The sequence below is a fragment of the Ottowia sp. genome (genome assembly GCF_035325765.1).
In the GTDB taxonomy this organism is placed as follows: domain Bacteria; phylum Pseudomonadota; class Gammaproteobacteria; order Burkholderiales; family Burkholderiaceae_C; genus Ottowia.
Map to the genome: position 1 here is coordinate 22,768 of NZ_DAOKZG010000025.1, position 21,759 is coordinate 44,526.

The following is a 21,759-nucleotide window of genomic DNA, read 5'->3' on the forward strand; positions in this document are numbered from 1 at the left end:
TCATGCGCGCCCTGCTCGACGTTCCGGCGCCGGCCAAGCTCAACCTGTTCCTGCACGTGACCGGGCGCCGCCCCGACGGCTACCACCTGCTGCAATCGGCCTTCATGTTGATCGACTGGTGCGACACTCTGCACTTCGAGCGTCGCGATGACGGCCGCATCAGCCGGGAGGACCTGGGCGCGCCGCTGCCCGCCGACGACCTGGCGACGCGCGCCGCGCACGCGCTGCAACAGGCCACCGGCTGCGCGCTGGGCGTGCACATCGGCCTCGACAAGCAGGTGCCGATGCAGGCCGGCCTGGGCGGCGGCTCGTCGGATGCCGCGACCACGCTGCTCGCGCTCAACCGCCTGTGGCGGCTCGATCTGCCGCGCGCGCGCCTGGCGGCCATTGGCCTCGGGCTCGGCGCCGATGTGCCGTTCTTCCTGTTCGGCGGCAATGCCTGGGTGCAGGGCGTGGGCGAGCAGCTCGAGCCGCTCGCGCTGCCGCATGCCCGCTTCGTCGTGCTCAAGCCACCGGCCGGCCTGGCGACGGCTGAGATTTTTGCCGACCCGGCGCTGAAACGCGATTCAGACCCTGCTACAATTTCCGGCTTTGCTGCAGACCCGTTTGGCTTTGGCCGCAACGACCTGCAACCGGTTGCCGAGCGGCTTTGTCCGCAGGTCGCCCAGGGGCTCGCGCTGCTGGCGCGGCAGGGCCTCGCGGGCCGGATGACGGGAGCCGGGAGTGCGGTGTTCGCACGGGTCCCGGACGCAGCGGCTGGCGTGAAGGACGGCGCTCTGGCGCTGCCACCGGGCTGGTCGATGCGAAGCTGCGGCAATCTGGAGGCTCATCCGCTGGTCGGCTGGGCTGCCAGTGGCGAATGACCGGCGGCTGGTGCACGCTTTGCGCCAGCGGTCGGTGGAGGGGAGTAGCCAAGTTGGTTAAGGCACCGGATTTTGATTCCGGCATGCGAGGGTTCGAATCCTTCCTCCCCTGCCAAGACCCCATCCCGGGCGGGTAGCCCGAGGCCCGCACTCGATCTGTCGTTGATCCGTCGGAAACCGCATGCACCCGCACTCGCCGCAACACTCACCCGACTTCCTGCTGTTCACCGGCAACGCGAATCCGGCGCTGGCCGCCGAGATCGCGAGCAACCTGGGCATCAGCCTGGGCGCGGCCGACGTCGGACGCTTCTCCGACGGCGAGGTCACGGTCGAGATCAAGCAGAACGTGCGCGCGCGCGACATCTTCGTGGTGCAGCCCACCTGCGCGCCCACCAACGAGAACCTGATGGAGCTGCTGATCATGGTCGACGCGCTCAAGCGCGCGTCGGTCGAGCGCGTCAACGCCGTCATCCCCTACTTCGGCTATGCGCGCCAGGACCGGCGCCCGCGCTCCACCCGCGTGCCGATCTCGGCCAAGGTGGTGGCCAACATGCTCGAGGCCGTGGGCGTCGACAGCGTGCTCACCATGGACTTGCACGCCGACCAGATCCAGGGCTTCTTCGACTTCCCGGTCGACAACATCTACGCCTCGCCGGTGCTGCTCGCCGACCTGCGGCAGAAGGACTACGAGGACCTGCTGGTGGTCAGCCCCGACGTCGGCGGCGTGGTGCGCGCGCGCGCGCTGGCCAAGCAGCTCGGCTGCGACCTGGCGATCATCGACAAGCGTCGCCCCAAGGCCAACGTGAGCGAGGTGATGCACGTCATCGGCGACATCGAGGGGCGCAACTGCGTGATCATGGACGACATCATCGACACCGCCGGCACCCTGGTGAAGGCGGCCGAGGTGCTCAAGGAGCGCGGCGCGCTGAAGGTCTACGCCTACTGCACGCACCCGATCTTCTCCGGCCCCGCCATCGACCGCATCGAGCAGGGCACGGCGCTGGACGAAGTGGTGGTCACCAACACCATCCCGCTCGGCCCGCGCGCGCAGCAGTGCAGCAAGATCCGCCAGCTGTCCGTCGCGCCGCTGATCGCACAAACGATCCAGCGCATCGCCAACGGCCAGTCGGTCATGAGTCTGTTCCGCGAACAGGAGGGCCTGTTCTGAGGAACGCAAGCCGGCCCGGCTGCCCGCATGTGGGCCGGCCGGGTCTTTTTCAAAACGGGGACGCACTGGTCGCGGTCGGCCCCATCAGGAGTTCATCATGAGATTCGTCGCTTTCGAGCGCAGCAAGCAGGGTACGGGTGCGAGCCGCCGTCTGCGCAACGCCGGCAAGGCGCCCGGCATCGTCTATGGCGGAGCCGCCGCGCCCCAGCTCATCGAGCTGGACCACAACGCCCTGTGGCAGGCGCTGAAGAAGGAGGCCTTCCACTCCAGCGTGCTGACGATGGAACTGGGCGGCCAGGCCAGCCAGGTGCTGCTGCGCGACGTGCAAGTCCACCCGTACCGCCAGCAGGTGCTGCACGTCGACTTCCAGCGCGTCTCGGCCCGGCAGAAGATCACCATGAAGGTGCCCCTGCACTACAGCGGCGAGGAAGAGTCCACCGCCGTCAAGATCGACAAGTGCCTGGTCAACCACATCCTGACCGAACTGGAAGTGAGCTGCCTGCCGGCGGATCTGCCCGAATCGATCCCGGTCGACCTGTCCGGGCTGGAGAAGGGCAGCACCATCACGCTGGCCGAGATCACCCTGCCCCAAGGCGTCGAGGCGGTGCTGCGCGGCCATACGGCGGAGGACACGGTGCTGGTCTCGGTCGTGATCCCGGCGGCCGAGGAAGCGGAAGCGGCCGAAGGCGAGACCGCGCCCGCTGCCGGCGCGACTCCGGCGGCACCCGCGGCCGACGCGGCCAAGAAGTGATCCGCACTCGCGCTCGGCGTGACAAGATGACAAGCGACTTCGCTGCGCTTCGATGACCAGGCCGTCATTCGTGTGGCCGAAGCCAACCGGCGTCATCTGTCCTCGCCTCGAGCACAACGCGGCTTGAGGCGCGCGGCTACCCCGGCCGCGGCTCTGCCCCGAACGGCCCGCCCACTGGCGGGCCGTTTTCCTGGATGGTACCGCCGCCGCGTGCCACGCGCCCATAATCGGTGCCCATGATCCTGGAAACCGCAGTTGGATGCACCCGTCAGTGCTGCGCTGGGCGCGCCAGACAAGGCGTGAGAGCGCCGCGCACGCCTGTGCGCAAGGACGAACAACGCCGCATGGCGCGGCCAGCGTGGTGCTGGCGGGTGCATGGCCCGCTCACCCGGCAGGCGAACGCCCACGAAGGCGGGGAAATCAACATCCATGCGGGTTTCGAGACGCCCGCAAGCGGTCAACTGCGGTTTCCAGGATGATCAAGCTGCTGGTGGGCCTGGGCAATCCGGGCCCCGAATACGAGGCCACGCGCCACAACGCCGGCTTCTGGTGGGTCGACGAGGCGGCGCGCAAGCTGGGCGCGAGCTGGGCGCTGGAGCGTGGCTACCGCGCGTTGATGGCGCGGGTCAACCTCACGAGCGGCCCGGTCTGGCTGCTCAAGCCGCAGACCTTCATGAATCTCTCGGGCCAGTCGGTGGCGGCGCTGGCGCGCTTCTACAAGATCGCGCCGCAGGAGATCCTGGTGGCGCACGACGAACTCGACCTGCCGCCCGGCCAGGTGAAGCTCAAGCACGGCGGTGGCCATGCCGGTCACAACGGCCTGCGCGACATCCACGCGCGCCTGGGCAGCCCCGACTACTGGCGCCTGCGCCTGGGCATCGGCCACCCTGGCGGGCGCGGCGAGGTCGTGGGCTGGGTGCTGCGGCGCCCGCCGCTGGACGAGCACATCGCCATCGACCAGGCGATCGAGCGCTCGATGGGCGCGCTCGACCTGCTGCTGGCAGGCGACATGGACGCGGCCACGCAGCGCATCCACACCACGCGGCCGCCGCGCCCCAAGCCGCCGCGTCCGGCTGCGGTCGATGCGCCGACTGCTGGCGACGGCCCGGCAAAGCCGCCGGCCGCCTGAGCCGCGCCGGCCCGGCACAGCCGCCACGCGATCGCCACGCACGGGCTTGTCGATAATCGCGCCGCACGATGAGCTACTTCCTCGTCAAGCGCTGCCTCACGCTGCTGGTCACCCTCGCGGCCACCAGCATGATCGTGTTCGCGGTGCTCGAGGTCCTGCCCGGCAACGCGGCCCAGGTGCTGATGGGCGCGGACGCCGACCCGGCTGCCGTGGCCGCCAAGACGCTGGAGCTGGGGCTGGACCAGCCGGCGCTGCAGCGCTACGGCCAGTGGGTCGCCGGCCTGGCGCGCGGCGACATGGGCCTGTCCTACGTCTACGGCACCTCGGTGTCCGAGCTGATCGGCGAGCGCCTGCAGCTGACGGTGCCACTGGCCGTGCTGGCCATGCTGCTGACCACGCTGCTGGCGCTGGCGGTGGGCGTCTACGCCGCCTCGCAGCACAACCGCATCGGCGACACCGGGCTGATGGCGATCGCCCAGCTCGGCATCGCGGTGCCCAACTTCTGGTTCGCCATCCTGCTGATCCTGCTGTTTTCGGTCAAGCTGGGCTGGCTGGCGGCCGGCGGCTTCGACGGCTGGTATTTCGACGATGGGCTCTGGGCCGGCCTGTGGGAGGGCCTGAAGGCGCTGATCCTGCCGACCCTGGCGCTGGCGGTGGTGCAGGCCGCGATCCTGGCGCGCTTCGCGCGCTCGGCCGTGCTGGAAGTGCTGCGCGAGGACTTCGTGCGCACCGCGCGCGCCAAGGGCCTGAGCCGGCGCGCCACCCTGTGGGGCCACGTGCTGCGCAACGCCATGATCCCGGTCATCACCGTGATGGGCCTGCAGTTCGCCGAGTTGCTGGCCGGCACCATCGTGGTGGAAAGCGTGTTCTACCTGCCGGGCCTGGGGCGCCTGATCTTCCAGAGCATCGCCAACCGCGACCTGATCGTGGTGCGCAACTGCGTCATGCTGCTGGCCGCCATGGTGGTGATCGTCAACTTCGTCGTCGACGTGCTCTACGCGCTCATCGACCCGCGCGTGAAGGCCAGCGAAGTATGACTCCCCCTGTGTCGCTGCGCTCCTTCCCCCTGAGGAGGACGCACCCTGTGGCCAGGGAGACCCCGGCCACGGGTGCCCCGCATGACCTGTTCCGCGGCCTCTGGAAGTGATCGCGCTGCCGTGTTCTGATGCCTGAAGCCATCTCATCCCAGGACACCAGCCGCAGCGCACCCGGCTTCTGGGCGCGTGCGCGGCGCCATCCGGGCTTCGTGATCGGCGCCGTGCTGGCGTTGGTGCTGGCGCTGGCGGCGGCCCTGTCCTACGTCTGGACCCCGTTCTCGGTCTACGACGTGCGCATGGACGACAAGCTCCTGGCGCCGGGCGCTGTGCACTGGCTCGGCACCGACGCCTTCGGGCGCGACATCGTCTCGCTGCTGCTGGTGGGCGCACGCGCCTCGATCCTGGTCGGCGTGATCGCGGTCGGCATCGGCCTGCTGGCGGGCACGTCGCTCGGCCTGCTGGCCTCGGCCAGGCGCGGCTGGGTGGAAGAGCTGATCATGCGCGTATCGGACTTCGGCTTCGCGTTCCCGGCCATCCTCTCGGCCATCATGCTGACGGCGGTCTACGGGCCGGGCATCGTCAACGCCATCATTGCCATCGGCCTCTACAACATCCCCGGTTTCGCACGCATCACGCGCGCCGCCGCCAACGCCGTCTGGAGCCGCGACTACGTACTGGCCGCGCGCGCCTGCGGCAAGGGTGCCACGCGCATAACCTTCGAGCACGTGCTGCCCAACATCGCGGCCGTGCTGACGGTGCAGGCCACGATCCGCTTCGCCGTCGCCATCCTGGCCGAGGCCGCGCTGTCCTACCTGGGCCTGGGCACGCAGCCGCCGCAGCCCAGCTGGGGCCGCATGCTGGCCGAGGCCCAGACCCTGATGTTCGACGCGCCGCTGCTGGCGGTCTGGCCGGGCCTGGCCATCGTGCTCACGGTGCTGGGCCTGAACCTGCTGGGCGACGGCCTGCGCGACGTGCTCGATCCGCGCCTGGCACGGGGAAGCTGAGCGCATGGCTGCACTGCTCGAGGCCCGGCACCTGCGCGTCGACCTGCACACGCAGCGCGGCACCGCCACCGCCGTGCGGGACGTCAGCTTCACGCTGGAGCGCGGGGACACGCTGGGCCTGATCGGCGAATCGGGCTGCGGCAAGTCGCTCACGGCACTGGCCCTGATCGGGCTGCAGCCCGAGGGCGCACGCGTCAGCGGCAGCCTGCGCCTGGACGGCCAGGAGCTGGTGGGCCTGGCCGATCGCGGCTGGCGCCGGCTGCGTGGCAACCGCATCGCCATCATCTTCCAGGAGCCGATGACCGCGCTCAACCCGGTGCACCGCGTCGGCGCCCAGATCGCCGAGCCGCTGCGGCTACACCGCGGCCTGGGCGCGCAGGCCGCGCGCGAGAAGGCCATCGCGCTGATGGCGCGCGTCGGCATCCCCGAGCCGGCGCGGCGCGTCGACAGCTTTCCGCACCAGTTCTCCGGTGGCCAGCGCCAGCGCCTGATGATCGCCATGGCGCTGGCCTGCGAGCCCGACGTGCTGATCGCCGACGAACCGACCACCGCCCTCGACGTGACGGTGCAGCAGCAGATCCTGGCGCTAATCCGCGAGCTGGTGGCCGAACGCGGCATGGCGCTCGTGCTGATCTCGCACGACCTGGGCCTGATCGCGCAGAACGCCCGCCAGATGCTGGTCATGTACGGTGGCGCCGTGGTCGAAAGCGGGCCGGCCGCCTCGGTCTTTCACCATCCCGCCCACCCCTACACGCGTGGCCTGCTGGCGGCGCGCCCCAGCCTCGCGCAGCGTCTGGTGGCGCACCGCGGCGACCGCCTGCCCACCATCCCCGGCACCGTGCCCGACCTGTTCCATCTGCCGCCCGGCTGTCCCTTTGCCGGGCGTTGCCCGTTCACCGAGGACCCCTGCTTCACCGACACCCCGCCGCGAGTAGACCTGGACGCCCGGCACCGCTTCTGGTGCCGCCGCGCGCAGGTCGTGCTGCGCGCGGCGGGCCTCGCCGACGAGGACACGGCATGAACCCCGGTGCCAGCGATCTCCTGCTCGAGACGCGCGCGCTCGAGCAGCATTACACCCTGCCGCGCGAATCGCTGCTGCGCCCTCCGGCCACGGTGCACGCGCTCAAGGGCGTGTCGCTGGCGGTGCGTGCCGGCCGCAGCCTGGGCATCGTGGGCGAATCGGGCTCCGGCAAGAGCACGCTGGCGCGGCTGGTGATGGCGCTGGAGCGCCCCAGCAGCGGCCAGGTGCTGCTGCAGGGCCGCGACCTGCACGCGCTGACCCCACGGGAGCTGCGCACGGCCCGGCGCGAGCTGCAGATGGTGTTCCAGGATCCCTACGGTTCGCTGGATCCGCGACGTCCGGTGTGGCGCACCGTGGCCGAGCCGGCAGCCGCGCTGGAGGGCGCGCGCCGCGCCGAGCAGCGCGAGCGTGCGGCCGCCATGCTGGAAGCCGTCGGCCTGCGCGCCGACGCCCTGGACCAGTACCCGCACGAGTTCTCCGGCGGGCAGCGCCAGCGCATCGCCATCGCGCGCGCCCTGATCACGCGTCCGCGCCTGATCGTCGCGGACGAGGCCGTGAGCGCGCTCGACGTTTCGGTGCAGGCCCAGGTGCTCAACCTGATGGCCGACCTGCGCGACCAGCACGGCGTCACCTTCCTGTTCATCAGCCACGACCTGTCGGTGGTCGCCCACCTGTGCCAGGACGTCGCCGTGATGCAGGGCGGGCGCGTCGTCGAGCACGGCCCGGTGCGCCAGGTGCTGCGCGAGCCGAGCCATGCCTACACGCGCTCCCTGCTGGCTTCGGTGCCAGCCTGAAGCCTGCGCTACCATGCGCCCTGCCCTTGACCAGGAGAGCCCCGTGATGAAACGCCGCGACTTCGCCCTCGGCCTGCCCGCGCTGGCCGCCGCTGCCCACCTGCCGGCCCTGGCCCAGGCGGGCAAGACGAACCTGGTGCTGGGCATGACGCTCGAGCCGCCCGGACTCGACCCGACGGCGGGCGCCGCCTCGGCCATCGCCGAGGTGGTCCAGTACAACATCTTCGAGACGCTGACCCGGATCAACGCCGACGGCAGCGTCACGCCGCTGCTGGCCGAGCGCTGGGAGGTCTCGCCCGACCTGCGCACCGTCACCTTCTTCCTGCGCCAGGGCGTGAAGTTCAGCAATGGCGCGCCGTGCAACGCCGAGGCCGTGAAATTCAGCTTCGAGCGCGCCGCTGGCGAAAAGAGCACCAACAAGGACAAGCGCACCTTCGCCGCGATGGAAAGCGTGAGCGCCATGGACGAGCACACGGTGGTCATCATCAACAAGGAGCCGGATCCCGACTTTCTCTTCTACATGGGCCAGGCCACCGCCATCATCGTCGAGCCCGGCAGCGCCGCCGGCAACAACACCCAGCCTGTGGGCACCGGCCCCTACCTGCTGGACAACTGGGCCAAGGGCTCGTCGATCACGCTCAAGGCCTGGCCCGGCTACCGCAATCCCAACGCGATCCGCATCAAGCGCGCCACCTTCCGCTTCATCAGCGACCCGGCCGCGCAGATCGCCGCCATGCTGTCCGGCGACATCGATGCCTTCCCGCGCGTGACGCCGCGCGGCGCCGCGCAGTTCCGGGCGAACCGCCGGCTGCAGCTCATGGTCGGCGGCTCGCGCGCCAAGACCGTGCTCGCCATCAACAACCGGAAGAAGCCGCTCGACGACGTGCGCGTGCGCCGCGCCATCAGCCAGGCGATCGACCGCAAGGCCGTCATTGCCGGCGCCGCCGACGGCTTCGGCGTGCCCATCGGCAGCCACTACGTGCCCGGCGCGCCTGGCTACATCGACACCACCGGCATCAACCCCTACGACCCCGAGCGCGCCAGGGCCCTGTTCCGGGAGGCCGGCATCACGACGCCGCTGGAGCTGTCCCTGGTGCTCCCGCCGCCGCCCTACGCACGCCAGGGCGGCGAGGTGATCGTCTCCGAACTGGCCAAGATCGGCATCACGGCGAAGGTGCAAAACGTCGAGTGGGCGCAGTGGCTGGCCAACGTGTACGGCGGCGCGCACAACTACGACCTCACCATCGTCAGCCACGTCGAGCCCTTCGACCTCGGCAACTTCACCAACCCCAATTACTACTGGGGCTACGACAGCCCGAAGTTCGACGCGCTCTACGAGCGCATCCGCAACAGCGCCACCGAAGCCGAGCGCAACCAGTTGCTGGGCGAAGCGCAGCGCATGCTGGCCGATGACGCGGTGCTGGCCTGGCTCTACCAGCCGCAGTGGCTCACGGTCGCAAAAAAGGGCGTGCACGGCCTGTGGCAGGACATGCCGATCTTCGTCAACGACCTGGGCGCGATCTCCTGGAACTGAAGTGACACCCCCTGTGTCGCAGTGCTCCACGTGCTCGCCGCCAGAGGCAGCGGCTCTTCGGCCGGTCCAGGCCTACGCCGGCAGGCCTGAATCCGCCGGCCTCGGCCCCCAAGGGGGACGCACCCTGCCGCCAGGGAGACCACGGCCACGGGTGGCCGCGACTGGCCCGCTCCGCAGCTATCGGAACCGTGTCGTTTCATGCGTCCCGGTTGGCGCCTGCCATCATGATTGACCGAGGGACATGAACCCACCGCGCAGGCGACCGGCGCCCCAGCCGGTATGGCAGCAGCCTTTTCCGTTCCATCCATGACTGCCCTGCACGAACTGAGCGCGCACGAGCTCCTGGCCGGCTATGCGCGCCGCGCCTTCTCGCCACTCGAGGTCTGCCGCGCCGTCATCGCCCACATCGAGCGCTGGGAGCCGCGCCTGCAGGCCACCTGGCTGTATCGCCCCGAAGCCGCGCTGGCGCAGGCGCGCGCGAGCGAAGCGCGCTGGCAGCGCGGCGCGACCTGCGGCGCACTCGACGGCGTGCCCGGCACGCTGAAGGAAAACATCGCGACCACCGGCGACCCCATGCCCGGCGGCACGGCCGCCTCGCTCGCCCCCATCGCCGCGCAGGACGCACCGCCCGCGGCGCGGCTGAGGGAAGCCGGCCTGGTGCTGCTGGCCAAGACCACGATGCCCGACTGGGGCATGCTGAGCTCGGGCCTGTCGAGCTTCCACCGCCTGGCGCGCAACCCCTGGGACCTCACGCGCACCCCGGGCGGCTCCAGCGCCGGGGCCGGCGCCGCCGCCGCCGCCGGCTACGGCCCGCTGCACGTGGGCACCGACATCGGCGGCTCGCTGCGCCTGCCGGCCGCCTGGTGCGGCATCGTCACGCTCAAGCCCAGCCTCGGCCGCGTGCCGATCGATCCGCCCTACATGGGCCGCTGCGCCGGTCCCCTGACGCGCAGCGCGGCAGACGCCGCCCTCATGATGCAGGTGCTGAGCCAGCCCGATGCGCGCGACAGCATGAGCCTGCCGCCGCAGGTGCTGGACTGGGCCAGCGTCGCCGCCACGCCGCCCCGGTACCTGCGCGGCCAGCGCATCGGCCTGCTGCTGGACGCGGGCTGCGGCCTGCCGGTCGACCCGCAGATCCAGGCCGCGGCCGCGGCCGCCGCCCGCCTGCTCGAGCAGGCGGGCGCCCGGATCACGCCGATGGCGCCGTTCCTGACGCGCGCGATGCTCGATGGCCTGGACCACTTCTGGCGCATGCGCTCGTACCTCGACGTCCGGGCGCTGCCGCCGGCGCGGCTGGAGAAGCTCCTGCCCTACATCCGCGAGTGGGCGGAAAGCGCGGCCGGTTTCAGTGGCACCGACGTATTCCAGGCCTATGCCCAGACCCACGCCACGCGCGTGGCCACCGTCGCCGCCTGCGCCCCCTTCGACTACGTGATCTCGCCGGTGGCGCCCAACCTGCCCGCGGCCGCCGAGGCACCGTCGCCGACCAATGACCCGCTGCGCCCGCTCGAGCACATCGCGTTCACCGTCCCCTACAACATGAGTGAGCAGCCCGCCGCCTCGGTCAACTGCGGCTACAGCGCCGACGGCCTGCCGATCGGCCTGCAGATCGCCGGCCGCCGCTTCGACGACCTCGGCGTGCTGAAGCTGGCCCGGGCCTTCGAGCAACTGCGCGGGCCGCAGAAACCCTGGCCGACGCCCTGACCTGGCACACCCCGCGCTGGGCACGCGAGATGTGGCGTATCGGTTATAATTATTAGGTTAACTGCGGCGTGCTCGTTGCCGCGGTTCGTGCTTGACGCGGCGCTTGATCGCCCATTGCGCGGTTCCAGTTCGCGCGTTCGCCGGCCTTCGAGGCCCGCTGTCACCCTCCTTCTGGCGAGCACCACCGCGGGTCCGTTTCACCCCAATCTCACACGGACCCTTTCGGTTTCCCGCGTGGAACCACGCGGCGCCTCCGCCACGCCAGATGCGCAAGCAAGGCGCGGAACCGGCGCCGAGCCCATCACCCGCCTGGCCGTGTCACCGATCGGGCCAGGACACCAGGAAAGGAATCTCTTGAGCAAGGAAGAACTCATTGAAATGCAGGGCAAGGTCGACGAAGTGCTGCCCGACTCGCGTTTTCGCGTCACCCTCGACAACGGCCACAGCCTGATCTGCTACACCGGTGGCAAGATGCGCAAGCACCGCATTCGCGTGCTCGCCGGCGACCGCGTCTCGCTCGAGATGTCGCCCTACGATCTGAACAAGGGCCGCATCACGTTCCGCCACCTCGAACCGCGCACGCGCAGCGGCCCCACGCCCGCGCGGCACGCCCGGCGCTGAATCCGCCCGGAAAGACCTGGAAATACACCTTCATGGACAACAGACTCTACGTCGGCAACCTCGCCTATTCGGTTCGTGACGACGCCCTGCAACAGGAATTCGGGGCCTTTGGCCACGTCACCTCGGCCAAGGTCGTGATGGACCGCGATTCGGGCCGCTCGAAGGGGTTCGGCTTCGTCGAGATGGGCTCGCCGGCGGGAGCGCAGGCAGCCATCCAGGGCCTGAACGGCAAGTCGCTTGAAGGCCGCGCCCTGACCTTCAACATCGCCCGCCCCATGGAGTCGCGCGGCGGCGGCGGCTTCCGCGGCGGCAATCGACGCTACTGATGGCAGCGTTTCACGCGGTCAGGCACTTGTAGAGGCCAGAAGAAGGTTTGCGGCAAGGCGCCCCGTTCGGAGGCCATGCCTGGGGGCCGTGGCAAGAACTGCGACGCCGGTGCTGGCCTTTTCCTGGCTCCCCGCAGGGCGAACCGCCGGGAGCCATCGGTCCTGATGCGTCGCCTTGACATGGGCCCACCATGCCTGTGCCCTCGTGCCGCGCCTGACCCCTGGCCACTCGCGAGAAGAACCCGCCAGCGTGGAACACGACACCAGGAAAACGCCGAACGCCGGGCTGCGCGCGACGCCGGGGCATTCGCGCACGCGAGCGTGAAAGTGCGGCTGCTTCGTAGAATTGCGCAGTGACCACTTACCACAACCCCGACCTGCACTGCCATTCCGTCGTCTCCGACGGCACCCTGACGCCCGAGGAACTGGCCGCGCGCGCCAAGGCTGGCGGCGTCGATCTGTGGGCCCTGACCGACCACGATGAAGTGGGCGGCCAGCAGCGCGCGCTGGCGGCGGCCCGTGCCCAGGGGCTGGACTACCTGACCGGCGTCGAGGTCTCGGTCACCTTTGCCGACACCACGGTGCACATCGTCGGCCTGGGCTTCGATCACACCGACGCACGCCTGGTCGAGGGGCTGGCCGAGACGCGCGACGGACGTGGCCCGCGGGCACGCGAGATGGCGGCGCAGCTTGAGGCGATCGGCATTGCCGGCGCCTATGAAGGCGCGCTCAAGTACGTCGGCAACCCGGCGCTGATCTCGCGCACGCATTTCGCCCGCTTCCTGGTCGAGACCGGCGTCTGCCGCGACACGGCCGAGGTGTTTCGCAAATACCTGGTCGAGGGCAAGCCCGGCTTCGTGCCGCACCGCTGGGCGCGCCTGGGCGACGCCGTGCGCTGGATCACCGAGGCCGGCGGCATCGCCGTCATCGCCCATCCGGCACGCTACACCTTCAGCGCCACCGAGGAATACGCGCTGTTCTCCGAATTCCGCCAGCACGGCGGGCGTGGCGTCGAAGTGGTGACCGGCAGCCACACCGCGCAGGAAGCGGCGCGCTACGCCGACATGGCGCGCGAGTTCGAGCTGCTGGCCTCGCGCGGCAGCGACTTCCACAGCCCGGGCGAAAGCCACGTCGATCTGGGTCGGATGGCGCCCCTGCCAGCCGACCTGACACCCGTCTGGACAGCGCTGGCCGACCGCATCCACACGGCAGAAGCGGCGGTGTAGCATCCCCCCTTTTCCCGCGCCTGCGGCGCCGGCGCGCCCCGATCCGGCATGGCCCAACTCTTCAGCGTTCACCCCGAAAACCCGCAACCGCGCCTGCTGCGCCAGGCGGCCGAGCTGCTGCAACGCAGCGGCGTGCTCGCCGTGCCAACCGACTCCTGCTATGCCCTGGTCTGCCAGCTGGACGACAAGGCCGCCGCCGATGCACTGCGCCGCATCCGCCAGCTCGACGACAAGCAGCTCCTGTCGCTGATCTGCCGCGACCTGCGCGAGCTGGCCAATTACGCGCGCGTCGACAACGCGCAGTTCCGCCTGCTCAAGCTCGGCACGCCCGGCCCCTTCACCTTCATCCTCGAGGCCAGCAAGGAGGTACCGCGGCGCCTGAGCCATCCGCAACGCAAGACGATCGGCCTGCGCGTCGCCGCGCACCCGGTGGTGCAGGCGCTGATCGACATCCACGGCGCGCCCTTGCTGGCCACCACCCTGATCCTGCCGGGCGAAACCGAACCGCTGAACGACGCGCAGGAGATCCGCGAGGCGCTGGAGCACCAGGTCGCCGGCGTGATCGACGCCGGTGCCTGCCCCGGCGTGCCCACCACCGTGATCGATCTCAGCCACGGCCAACCCGAACTGCTGCGCCGCGGCCGCGGCGACCCGGCGCGCCTGGGACTGTGACGTGATGACGGCGCCGCTGCACGGGGCCATGACCCCGTCGCGCTGCGCGACCCGATGACGAATGGCCCGAGCCCAGCTGGCCCACTGCCCGCCGATTCCGCCATCGGCTCCCTGACGCTCTGACACAATCCGCGCCGTGGACATCAACAACATCATCCAGACCATCGCCATCTACGCCCTGCCGGTGTTGCTGGCGATCACGCTGCACGAAGCGGCACACGGCTACGTGGCGCGGCATTTCGGCGACAGCACGGCGGCCTTCCTGGGCCGCGTCACGCTCAATCCGCTCAAGCACATCGACCCCATCGGCACCATCGCGATGCCGCTGTTCCTGTACTTCGCCACCTCGGGCGCTTTCGTGTTCGGCTACGCCAAGCCGGTGCCGGTCAACTTCGGCAAGCTGCGCAACCCCAAGCGCGACATGATCTGGGTGGCCGCCGCCGGCCCCGCGGCCAACCTCGCGATGGCGCTGGGCTGGGGCGCACTGCTCTACCTGCTGCTCGGCCTGGGCGTGACCGAGCGCTTCTTCCTCGAGATGTGCCGAGGCGGCGTGCTGTGGAACGTCGTGCTGGCCGTGTTCAACCTGTTCCCGCTGCCGCCACTCGATGGCGGCCGCGTGCTGGTCGGGCTGCTGCCGCACCGGCAGGCCGAGGCCGTCAGCCGCATCGAGCCCTGGGGCTTCTTCATCGTGATGGCGCTGGTCGTCACCAACGTCATCACCAACGTCTGGATGCGGCCGCTGATGCAGCTCACGCTGGGCCTGATCGACCTCGTGCTGACTCCGCTCAAACTCCTGCTTTCATGACTGCCACCGCCTCCCCCCGCCGCGTCCTGACCGGCATCACCACCACCGGCACCCCGCACCTGGGCAACTACGTCGGCTCGATCCGCGCCGCCGTGCGCGCCAGCCACGAGCCCGGGGTGCAGAGCTTCTACTTCCTGGCCGACTACCACGCGCTGATCAAGTGCGACGAGCCGGCGCGCATCCAGCGCAGCACGCTCGAGATCGCCGCCAGCTGGCTCGCCGCCGGCCTGGACCCCGAGCACGTCACCTTCTACCGCCAGTCCGACATTCCCGAGATCCCCGAGCTCACCTGGCTGCTCACCTGCGTCACCGGCAAGGGCCTGCTCAACCGCGCCCACGCCTACAAGGCGATGCTGGACAAGAACCAGGCGGCCGGCGCCGAGCCCGATGACGGCGTCACGGCGGGCCTGTTCATGTACCCGGTGCTGATGGCCGCCGACATCCTGATGTTCCGCGCCCACCAGGTGCCCGTGGGGCGCGACCAGGTGCAGCACATCGAGATGGCGCGCGACATCGCCGCCAGCTACAACCACCTGTACGGCGAGCACCTGGTGCAGCCGGCGGCCCTGATCGACGACAACGTGGCCCTGCTGCCCGGCCTGGACGGGCGCAAGATGAGCAAGAGCTACGACAACACGATTGCCCTGTTCGGCCCGCGCGAGCAGTTGCGCAAGCAGATCATGAGCATCGTCACCGACTCGCGCGCGCCGGGCGAACCGAAGGACACCGAGGGCTCCGCGCTCTACGCCATCTTCCGCGCCTTTGCCGACGACGCCGAGGCGGCCGCCTTTGCCCGGGCCTTTGCCGACGGCATCGCCTGGGGCGACGCCAAGCAGCAGCTGTTCGAGCGCATCGAGCACGAGATCGGCCCGATGCGCGCGCGCTACGAGCACCTGATGGCGCACCCGGAGGAGGTCGAGGCCATCCTGCGGGCCGGGGCGCGCAAGGCGCGTGCCATCGCCACACCGTTCCTGCGCACGCTGCGCGAGGCGGTGGGCCTGCGTGCCCTGCAGGCAGCGCCGCAGCAGGCCGTCACCCAGCCCGCAGGCGCCCGCAAGATGGCCCTGCCCAGCTTCAAGCAGTACCGCGAGCCCGACGGCCTGTTCTATTTCAAGCTGGCCGACGCCAGCGGCGCGGTGCTGTTGCAAAGCACCGGCTTCGCCTCGCCACGCGATGCGGGCGAGGCCATCAAGCGCCTGCAGACCGAGGGCGCCGCAGCCCTCGACGCCCTCCGGGCCTGTCTTGCCGCGCCCGCGCAGGCCGATTGGCCGGCGGTCGAGCGCGCACTCGAGCAATTGCGTCAGGCGGCCGCCACAGCCTGATTGTTTCCAGTTGTGACTTTGTCCCCCATTTCTCTTTGTTCAGGAGGCCGCCGACCGCATTGAGCTGAAACTCCCCGCCGATTCGCTACACAATAAGTTGTAACACTTTGAAATCGGGGAGATCGAATTGGCTATCTATGTGATCGAGGATCACCCGCTCATGCGGGACGCGATCGCCATGCTGCTGCGGCGCATCCGGCCCGGCGCCGAAATCGCCGAGCTGGGCCAGTTGTCCGAACTGGACGCCGCCATCGCGCTGCATGGCGCCCCCAAGCTGTTCTGCCTGGACCTGAAGCTGCCGGATGCCGGAGGCCTGACCGGCGTGCGTCGCCTGGCGACCCAATACCCCGACGTGCCGTTGATGGTGATCTCGGCCACGCCGGCAAGCGAGGCCGAGGAATGGTGCCGCGAGGCAGGCGCCGACGTCTACGTCGAGAAATCGGTCGACGCCGCCGTCATCAGCGACGCCCTGCGCCGCATCCTCGACGTGGACGACGACGACGAGCCGCTGGAGCAGCCCAAGCTGTCCAAGCGCCAGAAGCAGTTGCTGGTGATGCTGGACCAGGGCCTGTCCAACCGCGAGATCGCCGAACGCCTGGAGATCAGCGAGCACACCGTCAAGGTGCACCTGTGGCGCCTGTTCCGACGCCTGGGCGTCAAGAGCCGGACCCAGGCCCTGCACTACGCGCGCAAGCATGGCCTGCTGATGAATCCGTGAGCACGCGAAACACGCTGCCGCGACCCAGCTGCGAACGCACCTCGATCCGGTAGCCCAGCGAGTCGGACAGGCGCTGGGCAATCGCCAGGCCCAGGCCTCCCATCCCCGCACGGCCGGGTCTGTCCAACTGAACCCCCGGTTCGAACACGCGCGCGAGCTGCGACGCGTCGATCCCCTCGCCCGTATCCCAGACTTCCAGCGCCAGACCCGCGCCCCGCGGACGCGCCGCCAGCAGCACCCCGCCATGCCGCGTGTGCCGGATCGCATTCGCCAGCAGATTGCCCAGAATGCGCCGCAGCAGCAGCGCATCCGAATCCAGCATCCACACGGGGGCACGCAGGCGCAGCGCCAGCCCGCGCCGCTGCGCCTGCGCCCGATACTGCTCATGCAGTTCCGCCAGCAGTTCATGAACCGGCACCGGCTGCAGCGTCACGCGCTCGATTCCAGCCCCGGGCGCTGCCGGCCACGGCGCCGCCAGCAGCGCCCGCGCCGAGTGCACCGCGCGCAGCATGCGTGGCGCCAATTCGGCGGCACGCCCAGGCTCCAGCATCAGCAGTTCGGCATAGATGGCCAGCGCCTCGATCGGCTGCCTCAGGTCGTGCACCAACTCGGCCATGGGCGACGCGCGCGGCGGCCGCTCAGCGCCGCCCTCCCGCCCGGCGGCGGCTGGCCGCAGCGGCTGGCCGGACGCCTGCGCATGCGCGCCCGTCGCATCCGGCAGGCCGCCATCCGGAGCCGTTCCAGGCCTGCTCGCCTCCATGGTCACGTGACCCGCAAGCCCGTTCACCAGCGCGCCCCGGCTCAAAACCCCGGCGGCGTCGCCACGTCGCCGCACTGCGCGCGCTGGCGCAGCGCGTGGTCCATCAGCACCAGGGCGAGCAGCGCCTCGGCAATGGGCGTGGCGCGAATGCCGACGCAGGGATCGTGCCGCCCTTTGGTGATCAGCTCCACCGGCTCGCCAGTGGTGGTGATGGTCTGGCGCGGCACCAGGATCGAGCTGGTGGGCTTGATCGCGATCTGCACTTCCAGGTCCTGCCCGGTGCTGATGCCGCCCAGCACGCCGCCGTCGTGGTTGCTGGCAAAGCTGCCCAGCGGATCCGCCCGCAGCGAATCGCCGTGCTGGCTGCCGCGTTGCGCCACGCTGGCAAAGCCGTCACCGATCTCCACGCCCTTGACCGCGTTCAGCCCCATCAGCGCGTGCGCGATGTCGGCGTCCAGCCGGTCATAGATCGGCTCGCCCAGGCCCACCGGCACGTTCCGCGCCGTCACGCGCAGCCGCGCGCCGCAGGAGTCACCCGACTTGCGCAACGCCAGCATGTAGTCCTCGAGCGCGGAAACGTCGGCCAGCGGCGCGAAGAAGGGATTGCGATCGACATGCTCCCAGCTCTCGAAGCCGAGTGCCAAATCGCCGATCTGCGTCATGCAGCCGCGCACCGTCGTGCCGTGGCGCTCGCGCAGCCACTTGCGCGCCACCGCGCCGGCCGCCACCGTCGGCGCCGTGAGCCGCGCCGACGAACGCCCGCCGCCGCGCGGATCGCGCAGCCCGTACTTGCGCCAGTAGGTGTAGTCGGCGTGGCCGGGACGAAAACGTTCGGCGATCTCGCCATAGTCCTTGCTGCGCTGGTCCTGGTTGCGGATCAGCAGGCAGATCGGCGTGCCGGTGGTGCGGCCCTCATGGACGCCGGACAGGATTTCGACCTGATCGGGTTCGCGACGCTGGGTCACGAACTTGCTGGTGCCGGGCCGCCGCCGGTCCAGTTCGGGCTGGATGTCGGTCTCCGACAGCGTCATGCCCGGCGGGCAGCCATCGATCACGCAGCCGATGGCCGGTCCATGCGATTCGCCGAAATTGGTGACGGCAAACAGCTTGCCGAGGGTATTGCCGCTCATGGCGGCCAATTATTCCAGAGCGCCTGCCCCGAGGCGCAATCACAGGCAGGCCGGCGCCGTCACCGCCACTGATGATGACGCCGCGCCCTGTGATGTCGACGGTAGTGCCCGCGCGGCGCGTAATACCCTGGCGGCGGGCCGTAGATCACGGGCGGGGCATAGTAGCCAGCCGGTGCCACGTAGACCGGTCGCGGCGCCACGTACACCGGTGCCGGCTGCACGTAGACCGGCGGAGCGTAGCCATACGTCGGCACGTTGCCGACCCCGACCGCCACGCCCGGCGCGCCGACGCCGACCGACCAGTACACGTCGCTGCGCGCCTGCGCGGTGCCGGCGATCCCCAGCATGCCCAGCGCCGCGGCGCCAACGAGCACGATGCGTGCCATGGTTCTCATCGATTGCTCCTTTGCCTGATGGTGCGGCAGAACGTCTCATCACCGCGCATGTTCTCATTTAACGATCCAGCCCGCGATACAGACCACGGCTGCACGGTGAAACTTGTAAGCAGGCGTCACATGACGGACCTGCGCACGTGACCCGGGCGGCCGCGCCCGCTCCGCTGCTGTCGACCCCGGCCTCCTAGAATCCGCGCATGTCCTCACCAGCACCACGCGCCGCCGCCGGCGCCGAACCCGCGGCATCCAGCCACTTCATCCGCCAGGCGATCGAGCACGACCTGCAGGCCGGCACCTACGCCAACCGGCGCTGGGGCGGCAGCCCCGGCGATGGTCCGCATCATGCCGCCGGTACGCCCGACCCGGCGCCCATCCGCACGCGCTTCCCGCCCGAACCCAACGGCTACCTGCACATCGGCCACGCCAAGAGCATCTGGCTCAACTTCAGCCTGGCCCGGGAGTACGGCGGCGTCTGCCACCTGCGCTTCGACGACACCAACCCCGAGAAGGAGGAGCAGGAGTACGTCGACTCGATCCGCGAGATGGTGCGCTGGCTGGGCTGGAGCCACGAATGCGCCGATGACCCGCGCCAGCCCGGCGTGCCGCAGCCGCACGAATATTTCGCCAGCGACTATTTCGATTTCATGTACCGCGCGGCCGAATACCTGATCGAGGCCGGCCACGCCTACGTCGACGAACAGAGCCCCGAACAGATCCGCGCCACCCGGGGCGACTTCACCACGCCCGGCACCAACAGCCCCTTTCGCGACCGCAGCCCGGCCGAGAACCTGACGCGCTTTCGCGAAATGCGCGATGGCAAGCACGCGGACGGTGCCATGGTGCTGCGCGCCAGGATCGACATGGCCAGCCCCAACATCAACATGCGGGACCCGGCCATCTACCGCATCCGCCACGCCACGCATCACAACACCGGCGACAAGTGGTGCATCTACCCCATGTACACCTACGCGCACCCGGTCGAGGACGCGCTGGAGCGCATCACGCACAGCATCTGCACGCTGGAGTTCGAGGACCAGCGCCCGTTCTATGACTGGGTGTTGGAGCGCCTGATCGAGGGCGGCCTGCTGAGCGCGCCGCCCCCGCGCCAGTACGAGTTCGCGCGCCTGAACGTCGGCCACGTCATCACCAGCAAGCGCAAGCTGCGCCAGTTGGTCGAGGAAGGCCACGTGGCCGGCTGGGACGACCCACGCATGCCGACCCTGGCCGGCCTGCGCCGGCGCGGCTACACGCCCGAGGCCCTGCGCCTGTTTGCCGAGCGCAGCGGCGTCACCAAGGTCAGCAACGCCTGGACCGACTACGCCGCCCTCGACGCCGCCCTGCGCGAGACGCTGGATCCGGTCGCGCCGCGCGCCATGGCGGTGCTGGACCCGGTCCGCCTGGTGATCGACAACTGGGCCGAGGTGTTCGGCAGCGAGGGGCACCTGGAGCCCTGCGAAGCCCCCATGCACCCGCACCACCCCGAGTTCGGCCAGCGTCGCTTCATGCTCGGGCGCGAAGTCTGGATCGAGCGCAGCGACTACGAGCAAACGCCGCCCAAGGGCTTCTTCCGGCTGTTCCCGGACAACCAGGTGCGGCTCAAGTACGGCTACGTCATCGAGTGCCTGGGTGCCGACACGGACGCCGCCGGCCAGGTCCAGGCCGTGCATGCCCGCCTCGTGCCCGACACCAAATCCGGCACCCCGGGCGCCGACCGCGTCAAGGTCAAGGGCGTCATCACCTGGGTCGGCGCCAGCGACGGCCTGCCGGCCGAGGTGCGCCTCTACGACCGCCTGTTCACCGAGGAGCAGCCCGACGCCGGCGGGCGCGACTTCCTCAGCGTGCTCAACCCGAAGTCGCTGGCCACGGTCCAGGCCATCGTCGAGCCCACGCTCGCCAGCGCGCGACCGGAAGACCGCTTCCAGTTCGAGCGCCATGGCTTCTTCGTCGCCGATCGGAAGGACCACGCGTCGGGCACGAAGCTGGTGTTCAACCGGGTGACGGGCTTGCGGGATTCGTGGTCGAAGTGACGGTGCCGACGAAAGCCAGGCGATCTTCAGCGCGCTCCTGACCACGCTCGCCTCCTGGGCACCATCGAAAGCGGCCGCCTGGAGCGCATGAAGGCGCACTGTCGCGCCAGTTCACCCTGAGGCCAGAGCCCCGGATGGGGTCGGCCAGACGCCATGGACGCTCGCGGGGTTCGGCTTGCCGCGACCCGATCGAGCGCGCACACCCGTCACGACCATCCTGCATCCGGATGACTGCTTCCGCGCCAGCCATGGCGTGGCGCCATCCTCGGACGGTCACTCAACCAGCCGCTGGATCGTCAGTCAGCCATCCGAATGCACCGGGGGATGGAAAAGGCCAGGGGGTCGATACAAAAGTATCATTATTGATATTCAGAAACATTTTGACTCGGCCCTGCAAATGAGCTGTGCACGTCCAGGAGGAAGTCATTGAGGTCGATCCACCGGGTTGGGCGCCAAGTGGCGCTTGGACACTGATCTCGGCACGCTCTTATCTGTCAGACATGTCGCGACACAAACCCAGGGAATCCGCCCTGTCGATCGGATTGGCCGTCTTCGTGACGGGCCTTGCATTCCTGTTGGCCCCCGGCCTGCTGAAATTCGGGCCCTTTTCCCAGGTGCTTCAGGCCCAGTTGCGCATGCCCGGTTTCTTCGCACTGGGCCTGGGCAGTCTGCTGATTGCGCTCCACGTCATCATCAGCAAGCGCGGTGCCACCAGTGCGTCTGCGAAACCCGCCCGGCGCTCCACGCCCACA

The 21,759-nt window shown here is 69.8% G+C and carries 23 protein-coding genes and 1 tRNA gene; 21 read left to right on the plus strand and 3 right to left on the minus strand.

What is annotated here, in order from left to right; genetic code table 11:
• Nucleotides 1–2: 2 nt before the first annotated feature.
• The 19 genes from ispE to PKA16_RS09710 all read left to right on the plus strand — a co-directional run bounded on the left by ispE (nt 3) and on the right by PKA16_RS09710 (nt 16,695).
• Nucleotides 3–863: a 4-(cytidine 5'-diphospho)-2-C-methyl-D-erythritol kinase gene (gene ispE, locus PKA16_RS09620; protein ID WP_324402700.1), complete on the plus strand. Its 861-nt coding sequence runs from the start codon at nt 3–5 to the stop codon at nt 861–863.
• Between the two features lie 38 nt (nt 864–901).
• Nucleotides 902–978: transfer RNA gene (locus PKA16_RS09625), tRNA-Gln, on the plus strand.
• A gap of 66 nt (nt 979–1,044) precedes the next feature.
• On the plus strand, nt 1,045–2,031 hold the full coding sequence (locus PKA16_RS09630) for a ribose-phosphate pyrophosphokinase (protein ID WP_324402702.1): 987 nt from the start codon (nt 1,045–1,047) through the stop codon (nt 2,029–2,031).
• 97 nt (nt 2,032–2,128) lie between these two features.
• Nucleotides 2,129–2,782 (plus strand): 50S ribosomal protein L25/general stress protein Ctc, encoded by a 654-nt coding sequence (locus PKA16_RS09635; protein WP_324402704.1) that lies wholly within the window; start codon nt 2,129–2,131, stop codon nt 2,780–2,782.
• Between the two features lie 236 nt (nt 2,783–3,018).
• Complete coding sequence (locus tag PKA16_RS09640; RefSeq protein ID WP_324402706.1) at nt 3,019–3,261, plus strand: hypothetical protein; 243 nt, start codon at nt 3,019–3,021, stop codon at nt 3,259–3,261.
• A complete protein-coding gene (gene pth / locus PKA16_RS09645) occupies nt 3,258–3,911 on the plus strand; it encodes an aminoacyl-tRNA hydrolase (RefSeq protein ID WP_324402708.1) in 654 nt (217 codons plus the stop codon). Before PKA16_RS09640 ends, pth begins: the two co-directional genes overlap by 4 nt.
• 68 nt (nt 3,912–3,979) lie before the next feature.
• Nucleotides 3,980–4,948 (plus strand): ABC transporter permease, encoded by a 969-nt coding sequence (locus PKA16_RS09650; protein WP_324402710.1) that lies wholly within the window; start codon nt 3,980–3,982, stop codon nt 4,946–4,948.
• A gap of 128 nt (nt 4,949–5,076) precedes the next feature.
• Nucleotides 5,077–5,952, plus strand: a complete 876-nt coding sequence (locus PKA16_RS09655; protein ID WP_324402712.1) for an ABC transporter permease — start codon at nt 5,077–5,079, stop codon at nt 5,950–5,952.
• Nucleotides 5,953–5,956: 4 nt separating this feature from the next.
• Nucleotides 5,957–6,973 (plus strand): ABC transporter ATP-binding protein, encoded by a 1,017-nt coding sequence (locus PKA16_RS09660; RefSeq protein ID WP_324402714.1) that lies wholly within the window; start codon nt 5,957–5,959, stop codon nt 6,971–6,973.
• The gene (locus PKA16_RS09665; RefSeq protein ID WP_324402716.1) at nt 6,970–7,767 is read left to right on the plus strand and encodes an ATP-binding cassette domain-containing protein; all 798 of its coding nucleotides are present in this window, start codon (nt 6,970–6,972) and stop codon (nt 7,765–7,767) included. Before PKA16_RS09660 ends, PKA16_RS09665 begins: the two co-directional genes overlap by 4 nt.
• 46 nt (nt 7,768–7,813) lie before the next feature.
• Nucleotides 7,814–9,301, plus strand: coding sequence for an ABC transporter substrate-binding protein (locus PKA16_RS09670; protein WP_324402718.1), 1,488 nt, complete (start codon nt 7,814–7,816; stop codon nt 9,299–9,301).
• A 306-nt stretch (nt 9,302–9,607) separates the two neighbouring features.
• Nucleotides 9,608–11,005, plus strand: a complete 1,398-nt coding sequence (locus PKA16_RS09675) for an amidase (RefSeq protein WP_324402720.1) — start codon at nt 9,608–9,610, stop codon at nt 11,003–11,005.
• A 354-nt stretch (nt 11,006–11,359) separates the two neighbouring features.
• Nucleotides 11,360–11,626 carry a translation initiation factor IF-1 gene (gene infA, locus PKA16_RS09680; RefSeq protein ID WP_324402722.1) on the plus strand — a complete coding sequence of 89 codons (267 nt, stop codon included), beginning with the start codon at nt 11,360–11,362 and terminating at the stop codon, nt 11,624–11,626.
• A gap of 32 nt (nt 11,627–11,658) precedes the next feature.
• Nucleotides 11,659–11,952: an RNA-binding protein gene (locus PKA16_RS09685; protein ID WP_324402724.1), complete on the plus strand. Its 294-nt coding sequence runs from the start codon at nt 11,659–11,661 to the stop codon at nt 11,950–11,952.
• Between the two features lie 353 nt (nt 11,953–12,305).
• Nucleotides 12,306–13,178: a 3',5'-nucleoside bisphosphate phosphatase gene (locus tag PKA16_RS09690; protein ID WP_324402726.1), complete on the plus strand. Its 873-nt coding sequence runs from the start codon at nt 12,306–12,308 to the stop codon at nt 13,176–13,178.
• A 48-nt stretch (nt 13,179–13,226) separates the two neighbouring features.
• On the plus strand, nt 13,227–13,850 hold the full coding sequence (locus tag PKA16_RS09695) for an L-threonylcarbamoyladenylate synthase (RefSeq protein ID WP_324402728.1): 624 nt from the start codon (nt 13,227–13,229) through the stop codon (nt 13,848–13,850).
• A 136-nt stretch (nt 13,851–13,986) separates the two neighbouring features.
• On the plus strand, nt 13,987–14,655 hold the full coding sequence (locus tag PKA16_RS09700) for a site-2 protease family protein (protein ID WP_324402730.1): 669 nt from the start codon (nt 13,987–13,989) through the stop codon (nt 14,653–14,655).
• Nucleotides 14,652–15,977 carry a tryptophan--tRNA ligase gene (locus tag PKA16_RS09705; protein WP_324402731.1) on the plus strand — a complete coding sequence of 442 codons (1,326 nt, stop codon included), beginning with the start codon at nt 14,652–14,654 and terminating at the stop codon, nt 15,975–15,977. Before PKA16_RS09700 ends, PKA16_RS09705 begins: the two co-directional genes overlap by 4 nt.
• A gap of 127 nt (nt 15,978–16,104) precedes the next feature.
• A complete protein-coding gene (locus tag PKA16_RS09710; RefSeq protein ID WP_324402733.1) occupies nt 16,105–16,695 on the plus strand; it encodes a response regulator transcription factor in 591 nt (196 codons plus the stop codon).
• Here the strand turns inward: PKA16_RS09710 and PKA16_RS09715 are convergent.
• The 3 genes from PKA16_RS09715 to PKA16_RS09725 all read right to left on the minus strand — a co-directional run bounded on the left by PKA16_RS09715 (nt 16,634) and on the right by PKA16_RS09725 (nt 18,980).
• The gene (locus PKA16_RS09715) at nt 16,634–17,311 is read right to left on the minus strand and encodes a HAMP domain-containing sensor histidine kinase (protein WP_324402735.1); all 678 of its coding nucleotides are present in this window, start codon (nt 17,309–17,311) and stop codon (nt 16,634–16,636) included. The genes PKA16_RS09710 and PKA16_RS09715 overlap by 62 nt on opposite strands.
• Before the next feature lie 185 nt (nt 17,312–17,496).
• Nucleotides 17,497–18,585, minus strand: a complete 1,089-nt coding sequence (gene aroC, locus PKA16_RS09720; protein WP_324402737.1) for a chorismate synthase — start codon at nt 18,583–18,585, stop codon at nt 17,497–17,499.
• Nucleotides 18,586–18,644: 59 nt separating this feature from the next.
• The gene (locus tag PKA16_RS09725; RefSeq protein WP_324402739.1) at nt 18,645–18,980 is read right to left on the minus strand and encodes a hypothetical protein; all 336 of its coding nucleotides are present in this window, start codon (nt 18,978–18,980) and stop codon (nt 18,645–18,647) included.
• A gap of 197 nt (nt 18,981–19,177) precedes the next feature.
• Between PKA16_RS09725 and PKA16_RS09730 the strand changes: the two genes are divergently transcribed.
• Nucleotides 19,178–21,007, plus strand: coding sequence for a glutamine--tRNA ligase/YqeY domain fusion protein (locus PKA16_RS09730; RefSeq protein ID WP_324402741.1), 1,830 nt, complete (start codon nt 19,178–19,180; stop codon nt 21,005–21,007).
• A gap of 404 nt (nt 21,008–21,411) precedes the next feature.
• Nucleotides 21,412–21,759 (plus strand): hypothetical protein (locus tag PKA16_RS09735; RefSeq protein ID WP_324402743.1); only part of this gene is annotated, 348 nt, incomplete at its 3' end.